Annotated in this window: 12 protein-coding genes and 2 pseudogenes; 6 read left to right on the plus strand and 8 right to left on the minus strand. The window is 37.6% G+C overall.

Annotated elements, in window-relative coordinates; all coding sequences use genetic code 11:
• The first annotated feature begins 618 nt into the window (after nucleotides 1–618).
• Nucleotides 619–768, plus strand: coding sequence for a hypothetical protein (locus F6K40_RS14900; protein WP_293137114.1), 150 nt, complete (start codon nucleotides 619–621; stop codon nucleotides 766–768).
• 58 nt (nucleotides 769–826) lie between these two features.
• Here the strand turns inward: F6K40_RS14900 and F6K40_RS14905 are convergent, their stop codons facing one another.
• Nucleotides 827–1,750 carry a LysR family transcriptional regulator gene (locus F6K40_RS14905; RefSeq protein ID WP_293137116.1) on the minus strand — a complete coding sequence of 308 codons (924 nt, stop codon included), beginning with the start codon at nucleotides 1,748–1,750 and terminating at the stop codon, nucleotides 827–829.
• A gap of 553 nt (nucleotides 1,751–2,303) precedes the next feature.
• Here F6K40_RS14905 and bicA point away from each other — a divergent pair.
• Both bicA and F6K40_RS14915 read left to right on the plus strand, forming a co-directional pair.
• Nucleotides 2,304–4,025 (plus strand): bicarbonate transporter BicA, encoded by a 1,722-nt coding sequence (gene bicA / locus F6K40_RS14910; protein ID WP_293137118.1) that lies wholly within the window; start codon nucleotides 2,304–2,306, stop codon nucleotides 4,023–4,025.
• Nucleotides 4,026–4,449: 424 nt separating this feature from the next.
• Nucleotides 4,450–4,566: a zinc ribbon domain-containing protein gene (locus tag F6K40_RS14915; protein WP_375340571.1), complete on the plus strand. Its 117-nt coding sequence runs from the start codon at nucleotides 4,450–4,452 to the stop codon at nucleotides 4,564–4,566.
• Nucleotides 4,567–4,708: 142 nt separating this feature from the next.
• Here the strand turns inward: F6K40_RS14915 and F6K40_RS14920 are convergent, their stop codons facing one another.
• The 4 genes from F6K40_RS14920 to F6K40_RS14935 form a co-directional block, all read right to left on the minus strand.
• The gene (locus F6K40_RS14920; RefSeq protein ID WP_293137120.1) at nucleotides 4,709–8,737 is read right to left on the minus strand and encodes a DUF4347 domain-containing protein; all 4,029 of its coding nucleotides are present in this window, start codon (nucleotides 8,735–8,737) and stop codon (nucleotides 4,709–4,711) included.
• A gap of 444 nt (nucleotides 8,738–9,181) precedes the next feature.
• The gene (locus F6K40_RS14925) at nucleotides 9,182–9,325 is read right to left on the minus strand and encodes a hypothetical protein (protein ID WP_293137122.1); all 144 of its coding nucleotides are present in this window, start codon (nucleotides 9,323–9,325) and stop codon (nucleotides 9,182–9,184) included.
• 416 nt (nucleotides 9,326–9,741) lie between these two features.
• Entirely contained in the window at nucleotides 9,742–11,397 is a 1,656-nt protein-coding gene (locus F6K40_RS14930) for a SulP family inorganic anion transporter (RefSeq protein WP_293137124.1), read from the minus strand.
• Nucleotides 11,398–12,629: 1,232 nt separating this feature from the next.
• Nucleotides 12,630–13,880, minus strand: coding sequence for a hypothetical protein (locus tag F6K40_RS14935; protein ID WP_293137126.1), 1,251 nt, complete (start codon nucleotides 13,878–13,880; stop codon nucleotides 12,630–12,632).
• 2,055 nt (nucleotides 13,881–15,935) lie between these two features.
• Here F6K40_RS14935 and F6K40_RS14940 point away from each other — a divergent pair.
• On the plus strand, nucleotides 15,936–16,334 hold the full coding sequence (locus F6K40_RS14940; RefSeq protein ID WP_293137128.1) for a response regulator: 399 nt from the start codon (nucleotides 15,936–15,938) through the stop codon (nucleotides 16,332–16,334).
• Nucleotides 16,335–16,614: 280 nt separating this feature from the next.
• Nucleotides 16,615–16,806 (plus strand): annotated as a pseudogene (locus F6K40_RS14945) (MAPEG family protein); the annotation flags it as partial.
• A gap of 69 nt (nucleotides 16,807–16,875) precedes the next feature.
• Here the strand turns inward: F6K40_RS14945 and F6K40_RS14950 are convergent.
• From F6K40_RS14950 to tmk, 3 genes and pseudogenes are all read right to left on the minus strand, one after another.
• Nucleotides 16,876–17,028 carry a hypothetical protein gene (locus F6K40_RS14950; protein ID WP_293137130.1) on the minus strand — a complete coding sequence of 51 codons (153 nt, stop codon included), beginning with the start codon at nucleotides 17,026–17,028 and terminating at the stop codon, nucleotides 16,876–16,878.
• A gap of 283 nt (nucleotides 17,029–17,311) precedes the next feature.
• Nucleotides 17,312–17,414: pseudogene (locus tag F6K40_RS14955) on the minus strand (IS1/IS1595 family N-terminal zinc-binding domain-containing protein); the annotation flags it as partial.
• A gap of 92 nt (nucleotides 17,415–17,506) precedes the next feature.
• On the minus strand, nucleotides 17,507–18,178 hold the full coding sequence (gene tmk, locus F6K40_RS14960) for a dTMP kinase (protein ID WP_293137131.1): 672 nt from the start codon (nucleotides 18,176–18,178) through the stop codon (nucleotides 17,507–17,509).
• A 714-nt stretch (nucleotides 18,179–18,892) separates the two neighbouring features.
• Between tmk and F6K40_RS14965 the strand changes: the two genes are divergently transcribed.
• The gene (locus tag F6K40_RS14965) at nucleotides 18,893–19,132 is read left to right on the plus strand and encodes a hypothetical protein (protein ID WP_293137132.1); all 240 of its coding nucleotides are present in this window, start codon (nucleotides 18,893–18,895) and stop codon (nucleotides 19,130–19,132) included.
• Nucleotides 19,133–19,166 lie beyond the last annotated feature (34 nt).

The following is a 19,166-nucleotide window of genomic DNA, read 5'->3' on the forward strand; positions in this document are numbered from 1 at the left end:
CCTCCCCATCCTCCCCATCCTCCCCACCCTCCCACAAGGGTTTCAAGAGTTCCTTATAAGGGATAGCTTTTTAAGGGGGGCAGGGGGGATCTAAAACTGTATCTCACCAATTTGAGAAACGCTATAATGGATAGTCATAATATTAAGAGGCTGTTTGTAAACTTTTGTAAGGTCAAGTTATCGCCCTTTAAACTGTAACAATTTGGTTATTTATCCGGTGACTTTGCAGTCTGTAATACCCAATTTGCAAGGGATAAAAATATTTCATAATTCTTTACAAATAACCTGTAATTATAGTAAAGGGATTGAAATATAGCGCTACACGCTAGGGAATAGTAAACTGTCATATAGAATTCGGGTAATTAGTTATCGTATTACTGAGGAGTAAGGATTCGTAGGGGCGAACGGCGGTTTGCCCGTACAGGAGTAAGGAGTAAGAAAGAATTTGAATAGCATAAATTTTTAAATTCGTATTCATGCTTAACATATTTTAGTTGAGGAAGTAATGAATGCGATTACTGTATCACCGGATTTTATATCAAAGGGTTTTAGGATTTAGAAATGTCCTAATCTTTGCTTTGACTACTATACTCTAAAAAACGGTGGTGGTGCTGAGGAATGGTAGAGAGAGTGTGGGAGGTGTGGGAGGTGTGGGAGGTGTGGGAGGTGTGGGAAGTTGGTTCGTGTGGGAAGTGTGGGAAGTTGGTTCGTGTGGGAAGAAATTACAAAACTTATGTATCTTCGCCATTACTATGCAGGACTACCTAAAAAACAAGTAATAATACTCATAAAAATTTCCAGATTTAGGTTATTTTGAGCAATGATATTATTGACTCACAAGATGGGAAGCGATATCCATTTTTTGAGTGTATTCTTGAATATATTCCAAGAATGCTTGAGCTATCACTGATAACTGTTTGCCATCCAAATAGCATACATACCACTGTCGCTGAATGGGAAAACCTTGAACATCTAACGTGGTAAGTTCCAATTCAGAACTTTCTCGATATAGGGTATGTTCTGACAACACAGAAATTCCTAAGCTACCAGCGATCGCTTGTTTTATTGCTTCGTTACTGTTAAGTTCTAAGCGCACTTTTACAGAAATTTTGTGTTTAGCAAATAGTTGTTGCACCGCCTGGCGAGTCCCAGAGCCCTGTTCTCGCAGAATAAAAGCTTCATCTGTAAGACGTTTAATTGGTATATTTTTCTTCTGTGCCAAGGGATGATTTTTGTTAGCTACCAAGACCAAGGGATTATTCATTAGAGCTTCACTACATACAGGAATGTCTTCAGGAGGTTGACTCAATATATATAGATCGTCTTGGTTTTCCAGCATTCGTCTGGTGATGTTTTGATGGTTTGTCACCTCTAAGGCAACATCAACTTTGGGATATTTTTGGCAGAAATAACCTAAGATTCTAGGTACAAAATATTTAGCAGTTGTTACCACAGCTAAACGTAACTTTCCTTGTTTTGTACCTTTGATGTCCGCAACTATCATCTCAAAGCGATCGAGCTGTTCAAAGATTTCTTGACAACTGGCTAATAATTCTCTACCAATGTCAGTTAAATAAAGTTGCTTGCCAATTTGCTCAAATAAAGGCATCCCCACTGTCTGGGTGAGTTGCTTCATTTGATTAGAGACAGTGGGCTGAGTAATGAATAACTCTTCAGCTGCCTTAGTAAAGCTACCGTGACTGGCCACTGTCTGAAACACTCTCAATTGGTGTAAGGTTGCCTGAATCAAGGACTTTTCCTCCAAAATATAATAAAAATAAAGAAAAACTTAAGAATGGTATAAGCAATTAAAAACTATCAAGTATTGCATTCCCAATTAATTTTTATAATAATCTTGACATAGAGAATAGTCAATGATTAAATTAACTTACATTGACTTAATTAAATATAACTTACATAAAAATCTAGTTGTAAGTGCGTTATGTGGAGTTCCCACTGACGTCAAACCTGCTCTTGAGAATAAGGCTACAAATTGCGGTTAGTTATTCTCACAGAAGCGTTGCTGAATTAAGGGATGAATATTAAGTAGGACGGGCATCCTGCCTGTCCAAAAATATCAGGAACGGGCAAGATGCCCATTCCACAAAACTATTAAAATCGGGCAAGATGCCCATTCCACAAAACTATTAAAATCATCCCGCATTTATGCAACGCCCTCACAGAAGTAGAAACTGAGCTGACAAAACCCTGTTGGGTAAGTTTGGGTAAGTTTACTAGAACTGTATTACAGATAAATTGATGTAAGTTATTTTCAATAAAAAAAACAACAATAACATAAAACAATGGCTACGCAAGTTTTTAACAAAATACATTTTAGAAACCTTCAAGGCGATATGTTCGGTGGCTTAACCGCTGCTGTCATCGCCCTTCCAATGGCACTCGCCTTTGGTGTTGCTTCCGGTGCAGGCGCTGCTGCTGGTTTATATGGTGCTGTATTAGTGGGTTTGTTTGCAGCACTGTTTGGTGGTACTCCAACTCTAATTTCCGAACCCACTGGACCAATGACTGTGGTAATGACTGCGGTGATTGCTAACTTAACTGCTAGTAACCCAGAAAACGGTATGGCAATGGCTTTCACAGTAGTAATGCTAGCTGGATTATTCCAAATTGGTTTTGGTTTATTAAAGCTGGGTAAATACATTACCATGATGCCTTACAATGTGATTTCTGGTTTCATGTCGGGTATTGGTCTAATCCTAATTATCCTACAAATAGGTCCGTTTCTCGGACAAGCTAGTCCCAAGGGCGGTGTAATTGGAACTATCCAGAATATTCCTGAACTTTTAACTAATATTAATCCTGTTGAGACAGGGTTAGCAGTTCTTACAGTAGCCATCCTCTTCTTAGTGCCATCTAAAATTAAGAAATTCGTCCCACCACCACTGTTAGCATTGGTAGTAGGAACATTAATTTCTGTTTTCTTGTTCTCAGATGTTGATATTCGTCGCATTGGTGAAATTCCTAGTGGTCTTCCTAGCTTACAGTTGCCTTACTTTACTCCCGATCAGTTACGGTTAATGGTAGTTGATGCCATAGTTTTAGCGATGTTGGGTTGTATTGATGCTCTTCTTACTTCTGTGGTAGCTGACAGTTTGACTCGTACTCAACACGACTCTGATAAAGAATTAATTGGTCAAGGTTTAGGTAACTTAGCTTCTGGTTTGTTTGGTGGTATTGCTGGTGCTGGTGCAACAATGGGTACTGTAGTCAATATCAATACAGGTGCTCGTAGTGCTTTATCTGGTGTCACTCGTGCTGTAATTTTGATGATTGTGGTTTTGGGAGCTGGTAGTTTAACAGCACAAATTCCTATGGCGGTTTTGGCAGGTATTGCTCTCCAAGTTGGGATTAAAATTATTGACTGGGGATTTCTCAAGCGTGCCCATAATATTTCCTGGAAGTCTGCAATCATTATGTATACTGTGATTGGTCTAACTGTATTTGTTGACTTGATTGCTGCTGTAGGTATTGGGGTATTTATTGCTAATGTTATGACTATCGATCGCCTGACTCAGCTAAAATCTGACGATGTTAAAGCTATCACTGATGCTGATGATGCAATTATCCTAGACAATGATGAGAAAGAATTACTGGATCGTGCTGAAGGTCGGATTTTATTGTTCCACTTAAGTGGTCCGATGATATTTGGTGTTTCTAAAGCTATCTCTCGCCAACACACACTTTTGAATAACTATGAAGTTTTGATTGTAGATTTGAGCGAAGTACCTCACATGGGTGTAACTTCTGCTCTAGCAATAGAAAATGCGATTCAGGAAACTGTTGATACAGGTCGTGCAGTATTCCTAGTTGGTGCTTCGGGTAGTGTGAAGCGACGGTTAGAAAAACTGGGAGTTTTAAATATTGTACCTGCGGAAAATCTGTTGATGGATCGCAAGCAAGCATTGGTGAAAGCTGTTGGATTAGTTACTGCTGATGTCAATATTAATGGTGCAAGTCAGAACGGAGCTAATAGTCAACCTCGCATTGATACTCTGATCAAATAAGTAATCGAAAAACTGGCATTGCTAAATGAGTGTAAGATTTTGCTAGATTATAAATAGACTTTTATACAGGACTTACGCAAAATACCGAATTATACACCATTTGTAGGGGCGAATGGCATTCGCCCTCTACTAGATATGGTGGTTCTGCGTAAGTCTTTTATACAGGACTTACGCAAAATACCGAATTATACACCATTTGTAGGGGTTGATGGTCATTAACCCTCTACTAGATATGGTGGTTCTGCGTAGGGGCGAATGGCATTCGCCCTCTACTCTGTTATCAATACAGCAGTTTAAAAGTCTTAGGGGGAAAAAGTTTTCAGCGCTTTTCAGATTGATGACCTAACGTCACAACCAAAACCCAGTAGGGATGTTCCATGGAACGTCCCTACTCTGGTCTACCGAACTGAGTTAATGATCCCTGATAGATTTTCCAAGTTCTCAATTATGTTCTCAGTGTGGGCATCAACAGAAAATCCTATTGAGTGCAAGACGATACGAATGCAGCAACTGTGGTTTTAATGCGGCGTTGCTGAATTAAGGGATGAATACAAGTAGGATGGGCATCTTGCCCGTCCGCAAATCTCAGGAACGGGCAGGATGCCCATTCCACAAAACTATTAAAATCATCCCCCATTTATGCAAGGCCTAATGCTGCTTCATAACATAAATTGTTAACTAGGTCAAATAATGTCTATATTAAACTCTTGTTCCCAGGGCAACAGAGCATCCCCTGATTTCCAACCGGAACCGTCAATAATTACACCATCAGCATCTGTACTCCAGACATAAGCTTGACCACTCCGGCGATTCTGACCTTGGAGTAGGAAGCGATAACCGCCTGAATCATCAGTTTCAACAGCAGCGCCATCCCAGTTACGGTTGGTAATATCGCTATAGGTTTTGCCTTTACTGTTTTGCAGTTGAATTTCCTGGTCTCCATTGATTATCCAATAGCTGTCGTCTACATTTTTGGCAAAGGTTGCTGTACCAAAAGATTCAATAGTGGTGAAAGAGTTACCAATAATTTCATCTCCATTGATGTCTATATTAAACTCCTCTTCCCAGGGCAACAGAGCATCCCCTGATTTCCAACCGGAACCGTCAATAATTACACCATCAGCATCTGTAGTCCAGACATAAGCTTGACCACTCCGGCGATTCTGACCTTGGAGTAGGAAGCGATAACCGCCTGAATCATCAGTTTCAACGGCAGCACCATCCCAGTGACGGTTGGTAATATCGCTATAGGTTTTGCCTTTATTGTTTTGCAGTTGAATTTCCTGGTCTCCATTGATTATCCAATAGCTGCCGTCTGCATTTTTGGCAAAGGTGACTATCCCTTCTGATTCAATAGTGGTGAAAGAGTTACCAATAATTTCATCTCCATTGATGTCTATGTTAAACTCCTCTTCCCAGGGCAACAGAGCGGCTCCAGATTTCCAACCGGAACCGTCAATAATTACACCATCAGCATCTGTACTCCAGACATAAGCTTGACCACTCCGGCGATTCTGACCTTGGAGTAGGAAGCGATAACCGCCTGAATCATCAGTTTCAACGGCAGCACCATCCCAGTGACGGTTGGTAATATCGCTATAGGTTTTGCCTTTACTGTTTTGCAGTTGAATTTCCTCGTCTCCATTGATTATCCAATACCTGCCGTCTGCATTTTTGGCAAAGGTTGCTGTACCAAAAGATTCAATAGTGGTGAAAGAGTTACCAATAATTTCATCTCCATTCAGGTCTATGTTAAATTCCTCTTCCCAGGGCAAGACAGGGGCTCCAGATTTCCAACCGGAACCGCCAATAATTACACCATCAGCATCTGTAGTCCAGACATAAGCTTGACCACTCCTGTTATTCTGACCTTGGAGTAGGACGCGATAACCGCCTGAATCATTAGCTTCAACGGCAACGCCATCCCAGTTACGGTTGGTCCGATCGCTATAGGTTTTGCCTTTACTGTTTTGCAGTTGAATTTCCTGGTCTCCATCAATTATCCAGTAGGTGTCATCTGAATCTTTGGCAAAAGTTGCTGTTCCAAAAGATTCAATGATGGTTAATTCTCCTACATCAGAAAGATTTACTGTAACTGTTGCTTCGTCTGTCAGTTCCCCATCACTGACTTCTATAGTAATGTTGAGAATGGAGTTGGTTTCACGATCTAGGTCGTCGCTGTCGTTAACTAGGAGGCGATCGCCATCTACTACAAAAGCAAAGTTACCATCTGCGTCTGGATCGACATTGTTGGTGATGCTGAATGTCAGTTCGTCATCCTCGGGGTCAGTTGCATTTAGAGTGCCGATGATGGTTTGATTGTCGCTCTTTTCAGCAATGTCAAATGATTGCTCTAGGAATTCTGGAGTTTCGTTGACATCGTTAATATTAATGGTCAACTCTTCTTCAAAAGTCTCTCCTGCTGCATCGGTGGTCTGAACTCGGATATTGTAAGTAGACTGGGTTTCAAAGTCGGGAGAACTATTGATTTTCAGTTGGTCGCCGTCAATGGTGAAAGTTTTGTTATCGGTGTCTCCTTCTCCTGCTACTAATGCGTAAGTAAAGGTATCCCCTGTTTCGGGGTCAACAGTTGACAATGTACCGACTGCTGTGTTAGCTGCTACGTTTTCGTCGATGGTTATCGGATCGAGGGAGATATCTGTGGGAGGTTGATTGACTTGTTCAACTTCAATATCAAAGGTATCTTCTGCTTGTGCTGGAGTTAATTGACTATCTGAGACTGTCACCGTAATAGTATAATTGCCTCCTGCTGTAGGAGTACCACTAATAACGCCAGTGGTTTGGTTGATACTTAAGCCATCAGGCAAACCTTCAGCGCTGTAAGTGCTAATGTCTTGATTGATGTCACTGAAGTTATTGCTAATATCCAGGTTAAAATCTGCATCGGTAGTAGTAGTCTGGTCAGGAATCTCGGTTTCTACATAAGGGGGGTTATCTAAACGTTTGTTTGCATCCAAATCATTTACACTCTGAGGAATCTCACCTGTGAGTTGGTTATTTTGTAGCCAGAGACTCCTTAAATTAGAGAAATTGCCTAATTCTGCTGGAATCTCACCTGTGAGTTGGTTATTTTGTAGCCAGAGACTCCTTAAATTAGAGAGATTGCCTAATTCTGCTGGAATCTCACCTGTGAGTTCGTTATTATTTAGGTAGAGTTGCCGTAAATTAGAGAGGTTGCCTAATTGTTCAGGAATCTCACCTGTGAGTTCGTTATCAAATAGGTAGAGTGTCTGTAAATTAGAGAGATTGCCTAATTCTGCTGGAATCTCACCTGTGAGTTGGTTCTCATATAGGCTCAGAGACTGTAAATTAGAGAGATTGCCTAATTCTGCTGGAATCTCACCTGTGAGTTGGTTCCTATTTAGGGTAAGATACTGTAAATTAGAGAGATTGCCTAATTCTTCAGGAATCTCACCTGTGAGTTGGTTCCTATCTAGGCTGAGAGACCGTAAATTAGAGAGGTTGCCTAATTCTTCAGGAATCTCACCTGTGAGTTGGTTCTCATATAGGCGGAGACCCTGTAAATTAGAGAGGTTGCCTAATTCTTCAGGAATCTCACCTGTGAGTTGGTTCCTATTTAGGCGGAGATTCTGTAAATTAGAGAGGTTGCCTAATTGTTCAGGTATCTCACCTGTGAGTTCGTTAAAACTTAGGAAGAGATTCTGTAAATTAGAGAGGTTGCCTAATTGTTCAGGTATCTCACCTGTGAGTTGGTTATTAAATAGGTCGAGTCTCTGTAAATTAGAGAGATTGCCTAATTGTTCAGGTATCTCACCTGTGAGTTCGTTACTAGATAGGTTGAGATTCTCTAAATTAGAGAGATTGCCTAATTGTTCAGGAATCTCACCTGTGAGTTCGTTATTACGTAGGTTGAGTTGCTCTAAATTAGAGAGATTGCCTAATTGTTCAGGAATCTCGCCTGTGAGTTTGTTACCAGCTAGGCGGAGATCCTGTAAATTAGAGAGATTGCCTAATTGTTCAGGAATCTCACCTGTGAGTCGGTTAACACCTAGCCTGAGTCTCGTTACCCGATCGCCCGATACTGTCACTCCATGCCAATTATTAACAACAGAAGCATCAGGAGGAGTGGAACTACTGAAATCCCATTCACTCCAACCAGTATTATTGATCCAATTGGCCCCATTTGTACCTTCGTAGAGTGCCCTCAAGGCTGCGTAATCATCCGCATTGAGAACTTGCAATACCCCACTATAAGCTACCATCGCTGCTTCTGATAAAGCTAATGAAGTCTCACACTGGGAAGTAGTCAATTCTAACTCCCAGTTACCACCTTTAACCGCCGCCCCTGTCAGAGACTTAGAAGCAGCAATATTAGCTCCTGTCAGACCTTGCAACTTACTCACAAACTCTTCACCCGCATCCCCCGCAGCAACATGACAACCATAAAGCAACAGATTATCAATATCCCACTGTCCGAGTAGAGGAGCGTACTGTTTCAGCGTACCCAAACTCAATTGAGTATTTCCCAGGTACAGACAACCAGGGGCACCGTGGGAGATAATATGAACCGTTTTCTGTCCTGGATATTGTTGTAAAATTTGGTCTATTTGTTGGATACCATCAGTGGTAGTATTGAGAACAAAAGGTTGAGCTTCAGCGACCACACCATCAAACAATTGTTGATAGTTGTCCACTCCGGCATCAATAAAAACTAAAATTGGACTTTTCATATTGGAATTTAAAATTGTTTTAGTCTTCTATAATATAAGGTAATAAAAGTGTTTTAGGTAGGAGATTGTAAATTTTTATTTAATTAGGACTAAAGCCATGCGAACCCAGAAACCCGGTTTCTCGTAGATGTTCATTGTCAAAAACAATGATTTACCGTAGAAACCGGGTTTCTTTGCGTAAGTCCTATTAATATGAAATACAAAAAATTGTGCTACTTATAAATCTCCCAATTTTCCCATTCCATAAGTTTTCCTATCAATCTTTAAGTAGCAAAGATTAAAGTATTTCATATCAGGATGAAGTTCACAAGTCAAAAATAATATGAAATACAAAAAATTGTGCTACTTATGAATCTCCCAATTTTCCCATCCCATAAATTTTCCTATCAATCTTGAGTAGCAAAGATTAAAGTATTTCATATAAGATTTTAGACGTTTCAAACCTTAACCGAGACGTTTCCTACCCCAACCGAGATTTTTCCCAGGCCAAATTAGAGGTTTTCCACCCCAACCGAGATTTTTCCCAGGCCAAATTAGAGGTTTCCAAGGCCAAATGAGATGTTTCCCACCCCAACCGAGAGGTTTCAAAATATAGCGTATTGGTGCGTTACGCTAGCGCTAACACACCCTACTGGACCGTTTCAGCTAAAACTGTGCATTAGATGAAGTTAGGGCAAGACACGGATTTTGCCACGGATACACGGATGGATGGACAGTTTTAGCTGTGCAGAACGCTTTTAACTTGAAAATTCTTACTTTTGAATGCATGACTTTTGAATTCAATCTAATGCACTATTTAAGATGAAACAGTCCAGTAGTGGACTGTTTCATCTTAAATGTTGCAATAGTAGGGACGGGTTCCGCGTTAACTTAACGAGGCTCAAGATGAAATCATCAGGACTAAAGCCATGTGAACCCAGAAACCCGGTTTCTCGTAGACATCTATTGCTCAAAACAAGGATTTATCATAGAAACCGGGTTTCTTTGCGTAAGTCGTATAAGTGTTAAACTTTTTGTCGTTCAGCTAGCAGTATAAGTGCCTGTTGCAGAGCTTCAATGCGTGTTGCTACTTGGTTTTGTCGAGATAATAGCTTCCAAATATTTAATTTTTCTAGTCTAACTTTAACTGCACCCGATGCTCCAACAAAAAAGACTTCACGATGTTTTTGACGTGCTTCTTTAACCATATTTTCAAGAGCTAGAGACATAGTAATCCCAAGATAAGAAACATTGCTGAGATCGAGAATGAGAATATCATACTGTTCTACTATCCCCATCTGTCCAGAAATAGCCTTGGCAGCTCCAAAACTCAAGGGTCCGCCGAGATGTAACAACAGGAGGTGACCTCTAGTTTTCTGAAAGAGTTGTTTTTCTTCATAGCTTAAGGGAGCCTGATCATGGGGTTCAACTATAGCCTTAACTTCTTCAACTTGCAGAGCACTAAGACGTTGGACTGTCAAGAGATTGGCAATGAATACACCAACGGCGACTGCAGTAACTAAATCGACGAAGACAGTCAGCAACAGTACGCTGTACATAATGCCAGCAGCTTTGAGTGATAACTTATGTGCTCGTTTGAGGAATCCCCAGTCAATAATGTCAACTCCGACTTTAAGTAAGATACCTGCGAGGATTGCTTGGGGAATTACTTCGGTCAATTTTCCCGCCCACAAGAGAATAAATAGTAAAATCAAGGAATGGATGATGCCTGATAAGGGTGTTTTTCCACCAGCATGAACGTTAATCACAGTCCGCATGGTTGCTCCCGCTCCTGGTAATCCACCAAATAATCCAGACATGATATTTCCAATCCCCTGACCAATTAATTCGCGATCGGAATTATGATTGGTTCGGGTAATATTGTCAGCAACCAGGGAGGTGAGCAGGGAGTCGATCGATCCTAGAGTTCCGAGTACCACACCATCTACGAGCATATCCTGTAGTTGGTTGAGGGTAAATACTGGCAAGTGTAGTTTTGGCAAACCAGTGGGAATTTCTCCAATCAGTATCAGATTACTGTCTGAGAGGAAGAATACTGAAATTAGAGTTCCAACTAATAATGCTAGCAGTGGAGACGGAATAATCCCAGTTATTTTACGCGGTGTGAATAAAAGAATTACTAATGTGAGGATTCCTAACCCTGTTGCAGCGGGATTAAGATTCATTAAAGATTCTGGGATTTTGTTGACAGATTCAATTACACCAGCAGAAGCAGGATGACCAAGAAACGGACCTATTTCAATAATGATAATGATTACGCCGACTCCAGACATAAATCCTGAGATCACGGCGTAGGGGATCATAACGATATATTTTCCCAGTCGCAGAACCCCAAAAAGTATTTGGAATAGTCCGCCAAGCATGACAACGGTAAATGCCATTTCTAGACCGACATCTGGGTTCTTAGCGATTAAAGTGGTAAAGACGCTTGCCATGATTACAGTCATGGGACCTGTCGGACCAGTAATTTGCGACGGTGTTCCTCCACACAGAGCGGCAAAAAAACCAACGAATATGGCACCGTAAAGACCTGTGATTGCTCCGACACCGGAGGATACCCCGAATGCTAAAGCTAAAGGTAGTGCAACTATTGCAGCAGTCAGACCACCCAATAAATCGCCCCGCAGATTATTGAACTGTAACCTGTTAACAAGTTGCATGAGTATTTTTATCTCTTTTTCTAGTGTCAGGACTTACGCATAACCACCTTATCTAGTAGGGGCGTTTCATGTCGCGCCAGCGTTAACGGAGTTATGCGCAGCTAAACGGCCTTTTGCCCCTACATATAGCGTACAATTTGATATTTTGCGTAAGTCCTGAGTGTCTTAATTTAAATTTTCTCATGGAAGTGACTTATGGAAGTATGGGAGTAGAAGGAAATTTTTTTCCTAATTAACTTTGGCAGCTATAGCATTTCTCATAAAGATGAGGTACAGTTACGATCCCCCTAAATCCCCCTTGAAAAGGGGGACTTTGAAGACTCCCCCCTTTTTAAGGGGGGCAGGGGGGATCTAAAACTGTATCTCACCAATTTGAGAAACGCTATATATTTATTAATTGATAATGGATAATTGATAATTACTTCTCCCTTTTAGGGAAAGGATTGACTAATACAAACTCTATTTTAAGTTTAAATGAATTACAGCGCTTTTCTTTCTTGATGAACCACATCTTCACACATCAAACTTTGTAGGGACGTTCCATGGAACGTCCCTACTGTGGTCTACTAATTATGAAAACCGCTGTAAGTTGACCTATGTTTTGATTTCTTTTAGTCAAAATTATGGTAAAATAATTATGCATTTTTACTTAAAAATTAGTATTAATTTTAGATAGGATTCATAGTATTTCTCAAAAAGAATGCTATATCTGATTGGGTGGTGAAGTGTGGCAGGTGAGGGGAAAGGTTAAAAGTAGGAAAAATCTATACTAACTGAGTAATAATTGTCAAAAACAGACTTTTAATCTTGGTAACTATTCAGGTGTTGAAGTATAGTTTAAATAAGGAGTTTCTTTCCTATCTAATACCAATTCACTTTATACCAATTTGATCTGAGACTGCACAGAATTATGAATTCATTAAATTGCCAGTCTTTATCTACAATCAACTCTGATTAAAATTTTATTCTATGCAACTTCTGATAAATTTGGTATTAAATATTTCACAATATAGTTGGCAACTGATGACATGAAATAATAACCTGAAATTACTGTATAATTAAAGGCTTTAAGTTGAGCAACTCTCACTTCTATTCGTCGCCAATCCGACTGTTTCCCTATCTAACTTTTGACTTCTGAGTGAGGAGTTGAAATCTCTTTTCCTGAGGAAATTATCCGCAAACGAGGGCGTCTCAAAAAAAATTGTGTGCTGAGTGCTGACTGCTTCTTTGTATTAAAAGCAACAACGGTTAATTTCTCCGAAATTAGTGCTGAAAGCAACATTGAGAGTCTCCATCGACTTAACTAACCACCAAACCTGACCAGAGGGTGATCCTTGATAATGGTTAAACAGTATCGAAAATCTTTCTTCTAAATAAGGTTTAGCTTCGCGACAAAAGAGTACAATTTTCAATAAAATACCAATAACTTTTGTTACCCCAAGATTACTAATTAAGTCATAAAAAATAAAATGTTTTGGTTGTTCTAAACTCTCGATAACTAGAAAATTTAATAACTTTTTACAAGTAGTTAAAATTAGAAAATCGTTGGGTTTATTACTATTATTTTGAGAGAAGGTATTTTCCAATTTATGATATAGTCTCTGATTAAATTTACCTTGACTATAAACCTGGTCAATAGAATCGGTTAAATATTCATATAATCTATCTTTAAAACTGCGATATGAATAAGTTAAATTACAATATATACGAAATTTTTCAGCTTCGTCTCGCAATGTTTGATCACCATCAACTTTTTCCGTAAAATACCAGATAACATCGTTTAATTCTTCGTTTTTCATTAGAGTAGGATTTTCGACAGAATTGTTTTTTCTAGACAACCTTTGATAAGTAATATATTTAGATAAATCTATTTCATATTTTTGTTGCTGCTTTTGTCTCATTTTTCTAATTTCTTCCCGCTCTTCATCAGTGCTACCCTCATTAAGAAAACTGTTTTCATATAGATATGGATATCTATTAATTAATTTTCCAAGTGTCTTATCTTCAATTTTTGTATTTTCTTCAACTTCTCTAATAAACATTCTAGCCAAACGTTTTAAGACTAGATATTTTTCAGTTTCAGTAAAACTATTAATGAAAGTGCGTATACGTTTAGAAGTCCAACAAGTAGGTGGGAGATTGGGTTCCACCTCGAAAAGATTTACTAAGTCTGGAATTGATTTTTGCAGTTGTGGATTTTGTAACCAACGATTAATTAATATGTAAGAACTTCTGTTGATAATATTATGAAAATATTCTTCATCAGGATCGGCATCAATAATTGTTTCCATTACCTGCCAAATTTCTGGAATAAAGTATCCAGAAGCATCAATAAATAGAGTCTTAAAATTATCAATTGAAGCTTCAGATTTTTGGTGGCGAGCCAAATATTGTAAATGCTGATAAAGTAGTTGTTCTTCTTTGGTAGATTGCTCTTCTTTGGTAGATTGACGATTATGATTAGTTGATAAATAGTTTGACATCTCTACAATATCCCTTGAAATTAATAGACTTCTTGCAGAAGTCAGGGAATAGGGAATAGGGAATAGGGAATAGGGAATGAAACTGTTGATTTCATATCTTGAATTGATTTCATTTTTTATTTTTGGAGATGTCTAATGACAAAGTAATTTCAAGATCCTTCAATAAACAGAATTTTTGTGAAAATAAATTATTGTGTCTACTGGGATAAATCTGATAATAACTGTAAAGTTATGCTCTGAAAATATTAATAAGAGTAGTTAAATAAAATTTTTGAGATATATCAGTAAATCTAACTACTCTGAAATTTTATTGATATCCGTATTTACAAGCAAATCTCTACTATACATAGATATTTAAGGCAGAATACACGGAAAACTTCGTACAATCTAGATGACACCCTAGCTTTTAAATTCTACTCTGGAATAACTTAATTTTATATGAAGATTTGGTAAAGAACTTGAGAGTTTTGCCAATTTTATTGATTAAAAACATACTGAGATACTCTCAATACAAATGCTTGTAGTTAAGTGTTAATACGGACAATTTGTAATTAAACGATCGCTAATAACCTATGTTTCACTATAAATGGCGGTTCTCATATTAACGAGTACAGTATTTGTGTCTGTTCTCTGTTCCTTAGAATCAAAAACTTCTACACCTGACAAAAGTGAGAAAGGCAATAAGGGATTTGTCGTCAAATTTAGGGAAAATTATAATTTCTGACTAACATTAACTTCAGCAATTAGTTAGTCAAGTAATTTATGGGTATCAATATTAAGGTTTAAAAACTTCATTATTTTTGAGAAAAGTTATTTAGCTTTCCTCTCCTAGTTAATAATTGAAATTAATATCATATATAGTTTTTTTAATAACTTGTAAAAATATAATTCATAAGGAGTCATTTCAGTTATCAGTTATCAGTTATAGCAGTCGAAGCAAAGATTAGGACATAGACTGATGATGAATCTTATACTAGGAAACACTTTTCCAACTGTTCCCTGTTCCCTGTTCCCTGTTCCCTGCTATATCAGTAGAGAGTGAACCTCCGACTGAATTCGGAGACTTGAAATACTGAATTAAATATTCTCTTGGTCGATTGGATATGGCGTTTTGCGCTAGCTAAACGCCATCCCACCCTTCGGGAAACTCCGCTTTTTCCTGACGGAATGCTCCGCAAACATGTCGCGCAGCGTTAACGTAGTTATGCGTAGCAAAACGACCGCTTTTTCATCCCCTATCCAAGGGGAGGCGCATACCCTCATTTTTTGGTAAGGGAGTGAGGGAGTGAGGGAGTGAGGGAGTAGGGAAGTGGGGGAGTGGGGGAGTGGGGGAGTGGGGAAGTGGGGGAGTGAGGGAGTGAGGGAGTGGGGGAGTGGGGGAGAAGTAAAATATTAATAATTAATGCATTTATAGCGTTTCTCAGACTAATGAGGTAGAGTTATATTTATTTATATTTTATTCCCTATTCCTTGTTCCCTGTTCCCAGTTAAGTGTTCCCTAAAACCTAGAATTTTGTACCTCACACTTTTTGGAAATTGCTGTATACTTAATAATTATCAAAAAGGTTCTATGCACCCTTTTTAATTACTTAATATTTGAAGTGGTACCTAAGTTAAGCATTAATGTATGGTAATTGGTATAAGATATCTTCGCTGTTCACAAACGAATCGTTAAAAACATTGCTCTTACTCACTTGTTACTTAATAACTGAAGTCTTGAGGAAAGTCTGGCATTATTTTGGGCAATTGGTATTAGATATTCCCTGTTCCCTACTCCGTCACCCTCTGCAATATTTTATTAAATTAATATTATAGGAGACCTGCACTTTTCTATCTGTTGAAAGATTAACTCAATAGTAGTTTACATTTCATAAAATTATAGGTACTTTCTGATGGGCAAATTCTTGAAATGATACTTTTTGGCTCGATATTTGCTACAAATATCTGATTCAGTATTCCCTACAAACAAAGTTTCGTAACATTATTTAATAAAATTGCTATTATTTTTATTTAGACACTATAATAATTGCAGAAATTAGAACAAGGAAGGATAAGATGACAAATGTTTTGGTAGTTGAAGATAATCCCCTTAATAAGAAATTATTTGAAAGAGTTTTGACAAAACGGGGTGGTTTTGCTGCTCAAGTGACTGAAGATGTAGAAACAATCATAGAAATTGTAAAAGCTAATAAAGCAGACATTATTCTGATGGATATCTGCCTACAAAATAGTTATTATAATGGCAAAAAAATCAATGGAATTGAAATTACTAAATTGCTAAAAGCTAATCCCCATACGGCAAAAGTGCCTATTATGTTAGTTACAGCACTTGGTACTGCAAAGGATAGCGAATATTATATTAAGCTTAGTGGAGCAGATGGTTTTATGGGCAAGCCAATCATAGATCATCAGATGTTTATCTCGCAAATAAAATCACTGATTTTTGCCAACTAATCTAGTAACAACTTTTGTTTGTGACTACTATTAAAATCATAGTTTATAAATACTCAAATATTGAAAAAATATCGACAAAAATATGGTTGCTAAAAGATGAGCAGGGATTCTGATTTTCCCCATCTAGTTTTGAGTATTGACAGCTTGATTTTTATAACAAATAAAAGAAAGTTGCTACTCTAATTTACTTGTCAAAATTAAACATCAGAATTATGATGTCACTAAATTTGCCTAAATAGATTATTTTTTAGAAGCGATCGCTATGATATAAACACCAGAAATTATATGGCCGAGTTTAGTAACAGTTGCAACTTTATTAATGTATTTTGTTGTAACTATTAATGTTGGTAGAGCTAGAGCTAAATACAAAATTATGCCACCTCAAATGACGGGAGACGAAAATTTTGAGCGGGTAGTACGAGTACAACAAAATACTTTGGAACAACTAATTTTATTTTTACCTTCACTCTGGTAGATAAAGGAGATAAAATTCTATTTATCTCCTAATTTTTTTAGGAAAATTGTCGCGATCGCTCTTTAACTACAATTGGCCTTTTTCAAGATAGGCCACAATCTTCATTAAGGCCAAGGAAATAACTTTAAAGGCAATTAAAGTTTTAAATCCTCTGGCCTTTTCAATATTTTCCGTTCCTGGTAAATCTACATTGACTCCAGACTGAGCAGCCAGAATCAAAGCTTCTTTACTTTGAATTGTGGCTAACGTGGGCAGCCTTAATTTGTATGCATTGCTGGACTATTAGGACTTTCAGCCAATGAGTAATGAGTAATGAGTAAGAAGTAATGAGTAAGAAGTAAGGAGTTAGGAGTTAGGAGTTAGGAGTAATGAGTTAGGAGTAAGAAAGGAAATGAAAATGCATAAATTTTTAAATTCGTGCTTCTAGCAAACACATATTTTAGTTGAGGATTTTTGAATGCGATTACTGTATAACCGGATTTTATATAACCTCTATAAGTCAATCAATAAATTGACGACCAGATTCTACACAAATATAGTTTTGCTTTCCTTTCTTTTGGCCATTTTTATTGATGTGAGTTGATTGACCCATTTGGACATTCCATAATTTTTCTGCCTAATTAGCGTTGGCGGAGCCGTCGCTGCAGCTATATCGCTCTTTTCTCAAATCATACCTTAATTCACCAACGCCCCATTTTTAAATATACTTCCATTCTACTAATTTTTCTATGATAATTGCTTGAATTTGTTTTTGTACTTTTTCTTGAGTCAAATTAGCATCTATTCGTACTATTAAAGAATTGTTTTTAGCTAACTCTTGATAACCTTGCTGTACCCGTCGATGAAATTCAATATTTGCTTGTTCCATTCTGTCTATTTTTCCTCGATTTTTAGCTCTAGCTAAACCAATTTCTACATCAATATCTAACCAAAAAGTCAAATCACTTTTTAAACCACCTGTAGCAATATAATTCAGTTGTTGAATTAATTCCAAATCTAAACCACGGCCATATCCTTGATAAGCAATAGTTGAGTCAATAAAGCGATCGCACAAAACTATGGCCTCTTTTTCCAAATAAGGTTTAATTAAAGTTTCTATATGCTGCGCTCTATCTGCTGCATATAATAATAATTCTGCCGTTTCTTGAATTTTTTCTGTCAATACATCTGGATTTAAAAGTAATTCTCGTAAAGCTTTGCCTAGTTTTGTTCCTCCCGGTTCTCGGGTGATAACTACTTCTAAATCTATGGATTTTGACAAAATTTGGCCAGACTGCCCTTTTCCTAATAACCAATCTCGTAACAGTTCAATTTGAGTGGTCTTACCCCCTCCTTCTACACCTTCAAAAACTATGAATTTACCTATCATTATGTAAGTCCTGATTTAAACATTTAGCCGTCAGCTATAAGCTATTAGCTATTATTTTTAATATAGGTTTAAAGCTATAGCAATCCTATTTTATTTATCTATAAAAATCTTACCGCTTTTCGGGAATGGGGAATAGAAAATAGGCAATAGGTAAGAGTTTCAGAATTTATTTCTAGTTTTTAAATTGTTATAACCTATTGAGGATTGCTATATATTAGACCTCTCCAGAAAAGAGGGAACAGCGGATCTGGGAACAGGGAACAGGAAGAGAGAATTGATAATTTATGGACAATAATTGATTTGAATTTTTATTTTTGGAGATGTGTATTAATTAACCTAGAATAAAATTCTAGTACAAAAGTTGTTAAGTAGTCGTGCTTTTAGGAATTTCCTAGTTGAGAGAGAGAAAAGGGAACAAGGAACAGGGAGTCAAGAAAATGTCTAATTAATTTTGCATAGGAACTTAAAATTTATATTAATCTAAAACTACCTGATTCATTAAAAAGCTGAGAGCTGACTGCTAATAGCTGAATGCTTATGTCCTAATTAATTTATATTTAATTTCAGGTGATTTTTTTTTGATTGGAGTTTTTTATGGTTCGCTACATTGCTATATTTATTATTACTGTCAAAATAGAACATTGACAACCAATTTTTACAGAGGTTTTAAGTGATTGTGGTTGTGAAATTCTCTATAATCAAAGAAACTATTTAATGGCTCGTGAATTTCCTGGTAAAGTTTTTTTCTCTCAACTTGTTACTATTGACATAACTTTTGAGAGAGTAACTAATACTTCTGAAAATATCCGACTAAATATAGTTATGAGAAATGAAGAAATTCCTTTAAAATTAGATAATCATTGTAGTCAAATCAAAGATTTGTTAATTCAGTTGATACTAGAAAATTCTCATTGGGAAGTTGTGGAAAGTATTATTTTAAGGAGTAGGGAGTAGGGAGTAGGGATTGGGGAAGTAGGGGAGTAGGGGA

The organism is Okeania sp. SIO3I5 (assembly GCF_010672085.1).
In the GTDB taxonomy this organism is placed as follows: domain Bacteria; phylum Cyanobacteriota; class Cyanobacteriia; order Cyanobacteriales; family Microcoleaceae; genus Trichodesmium.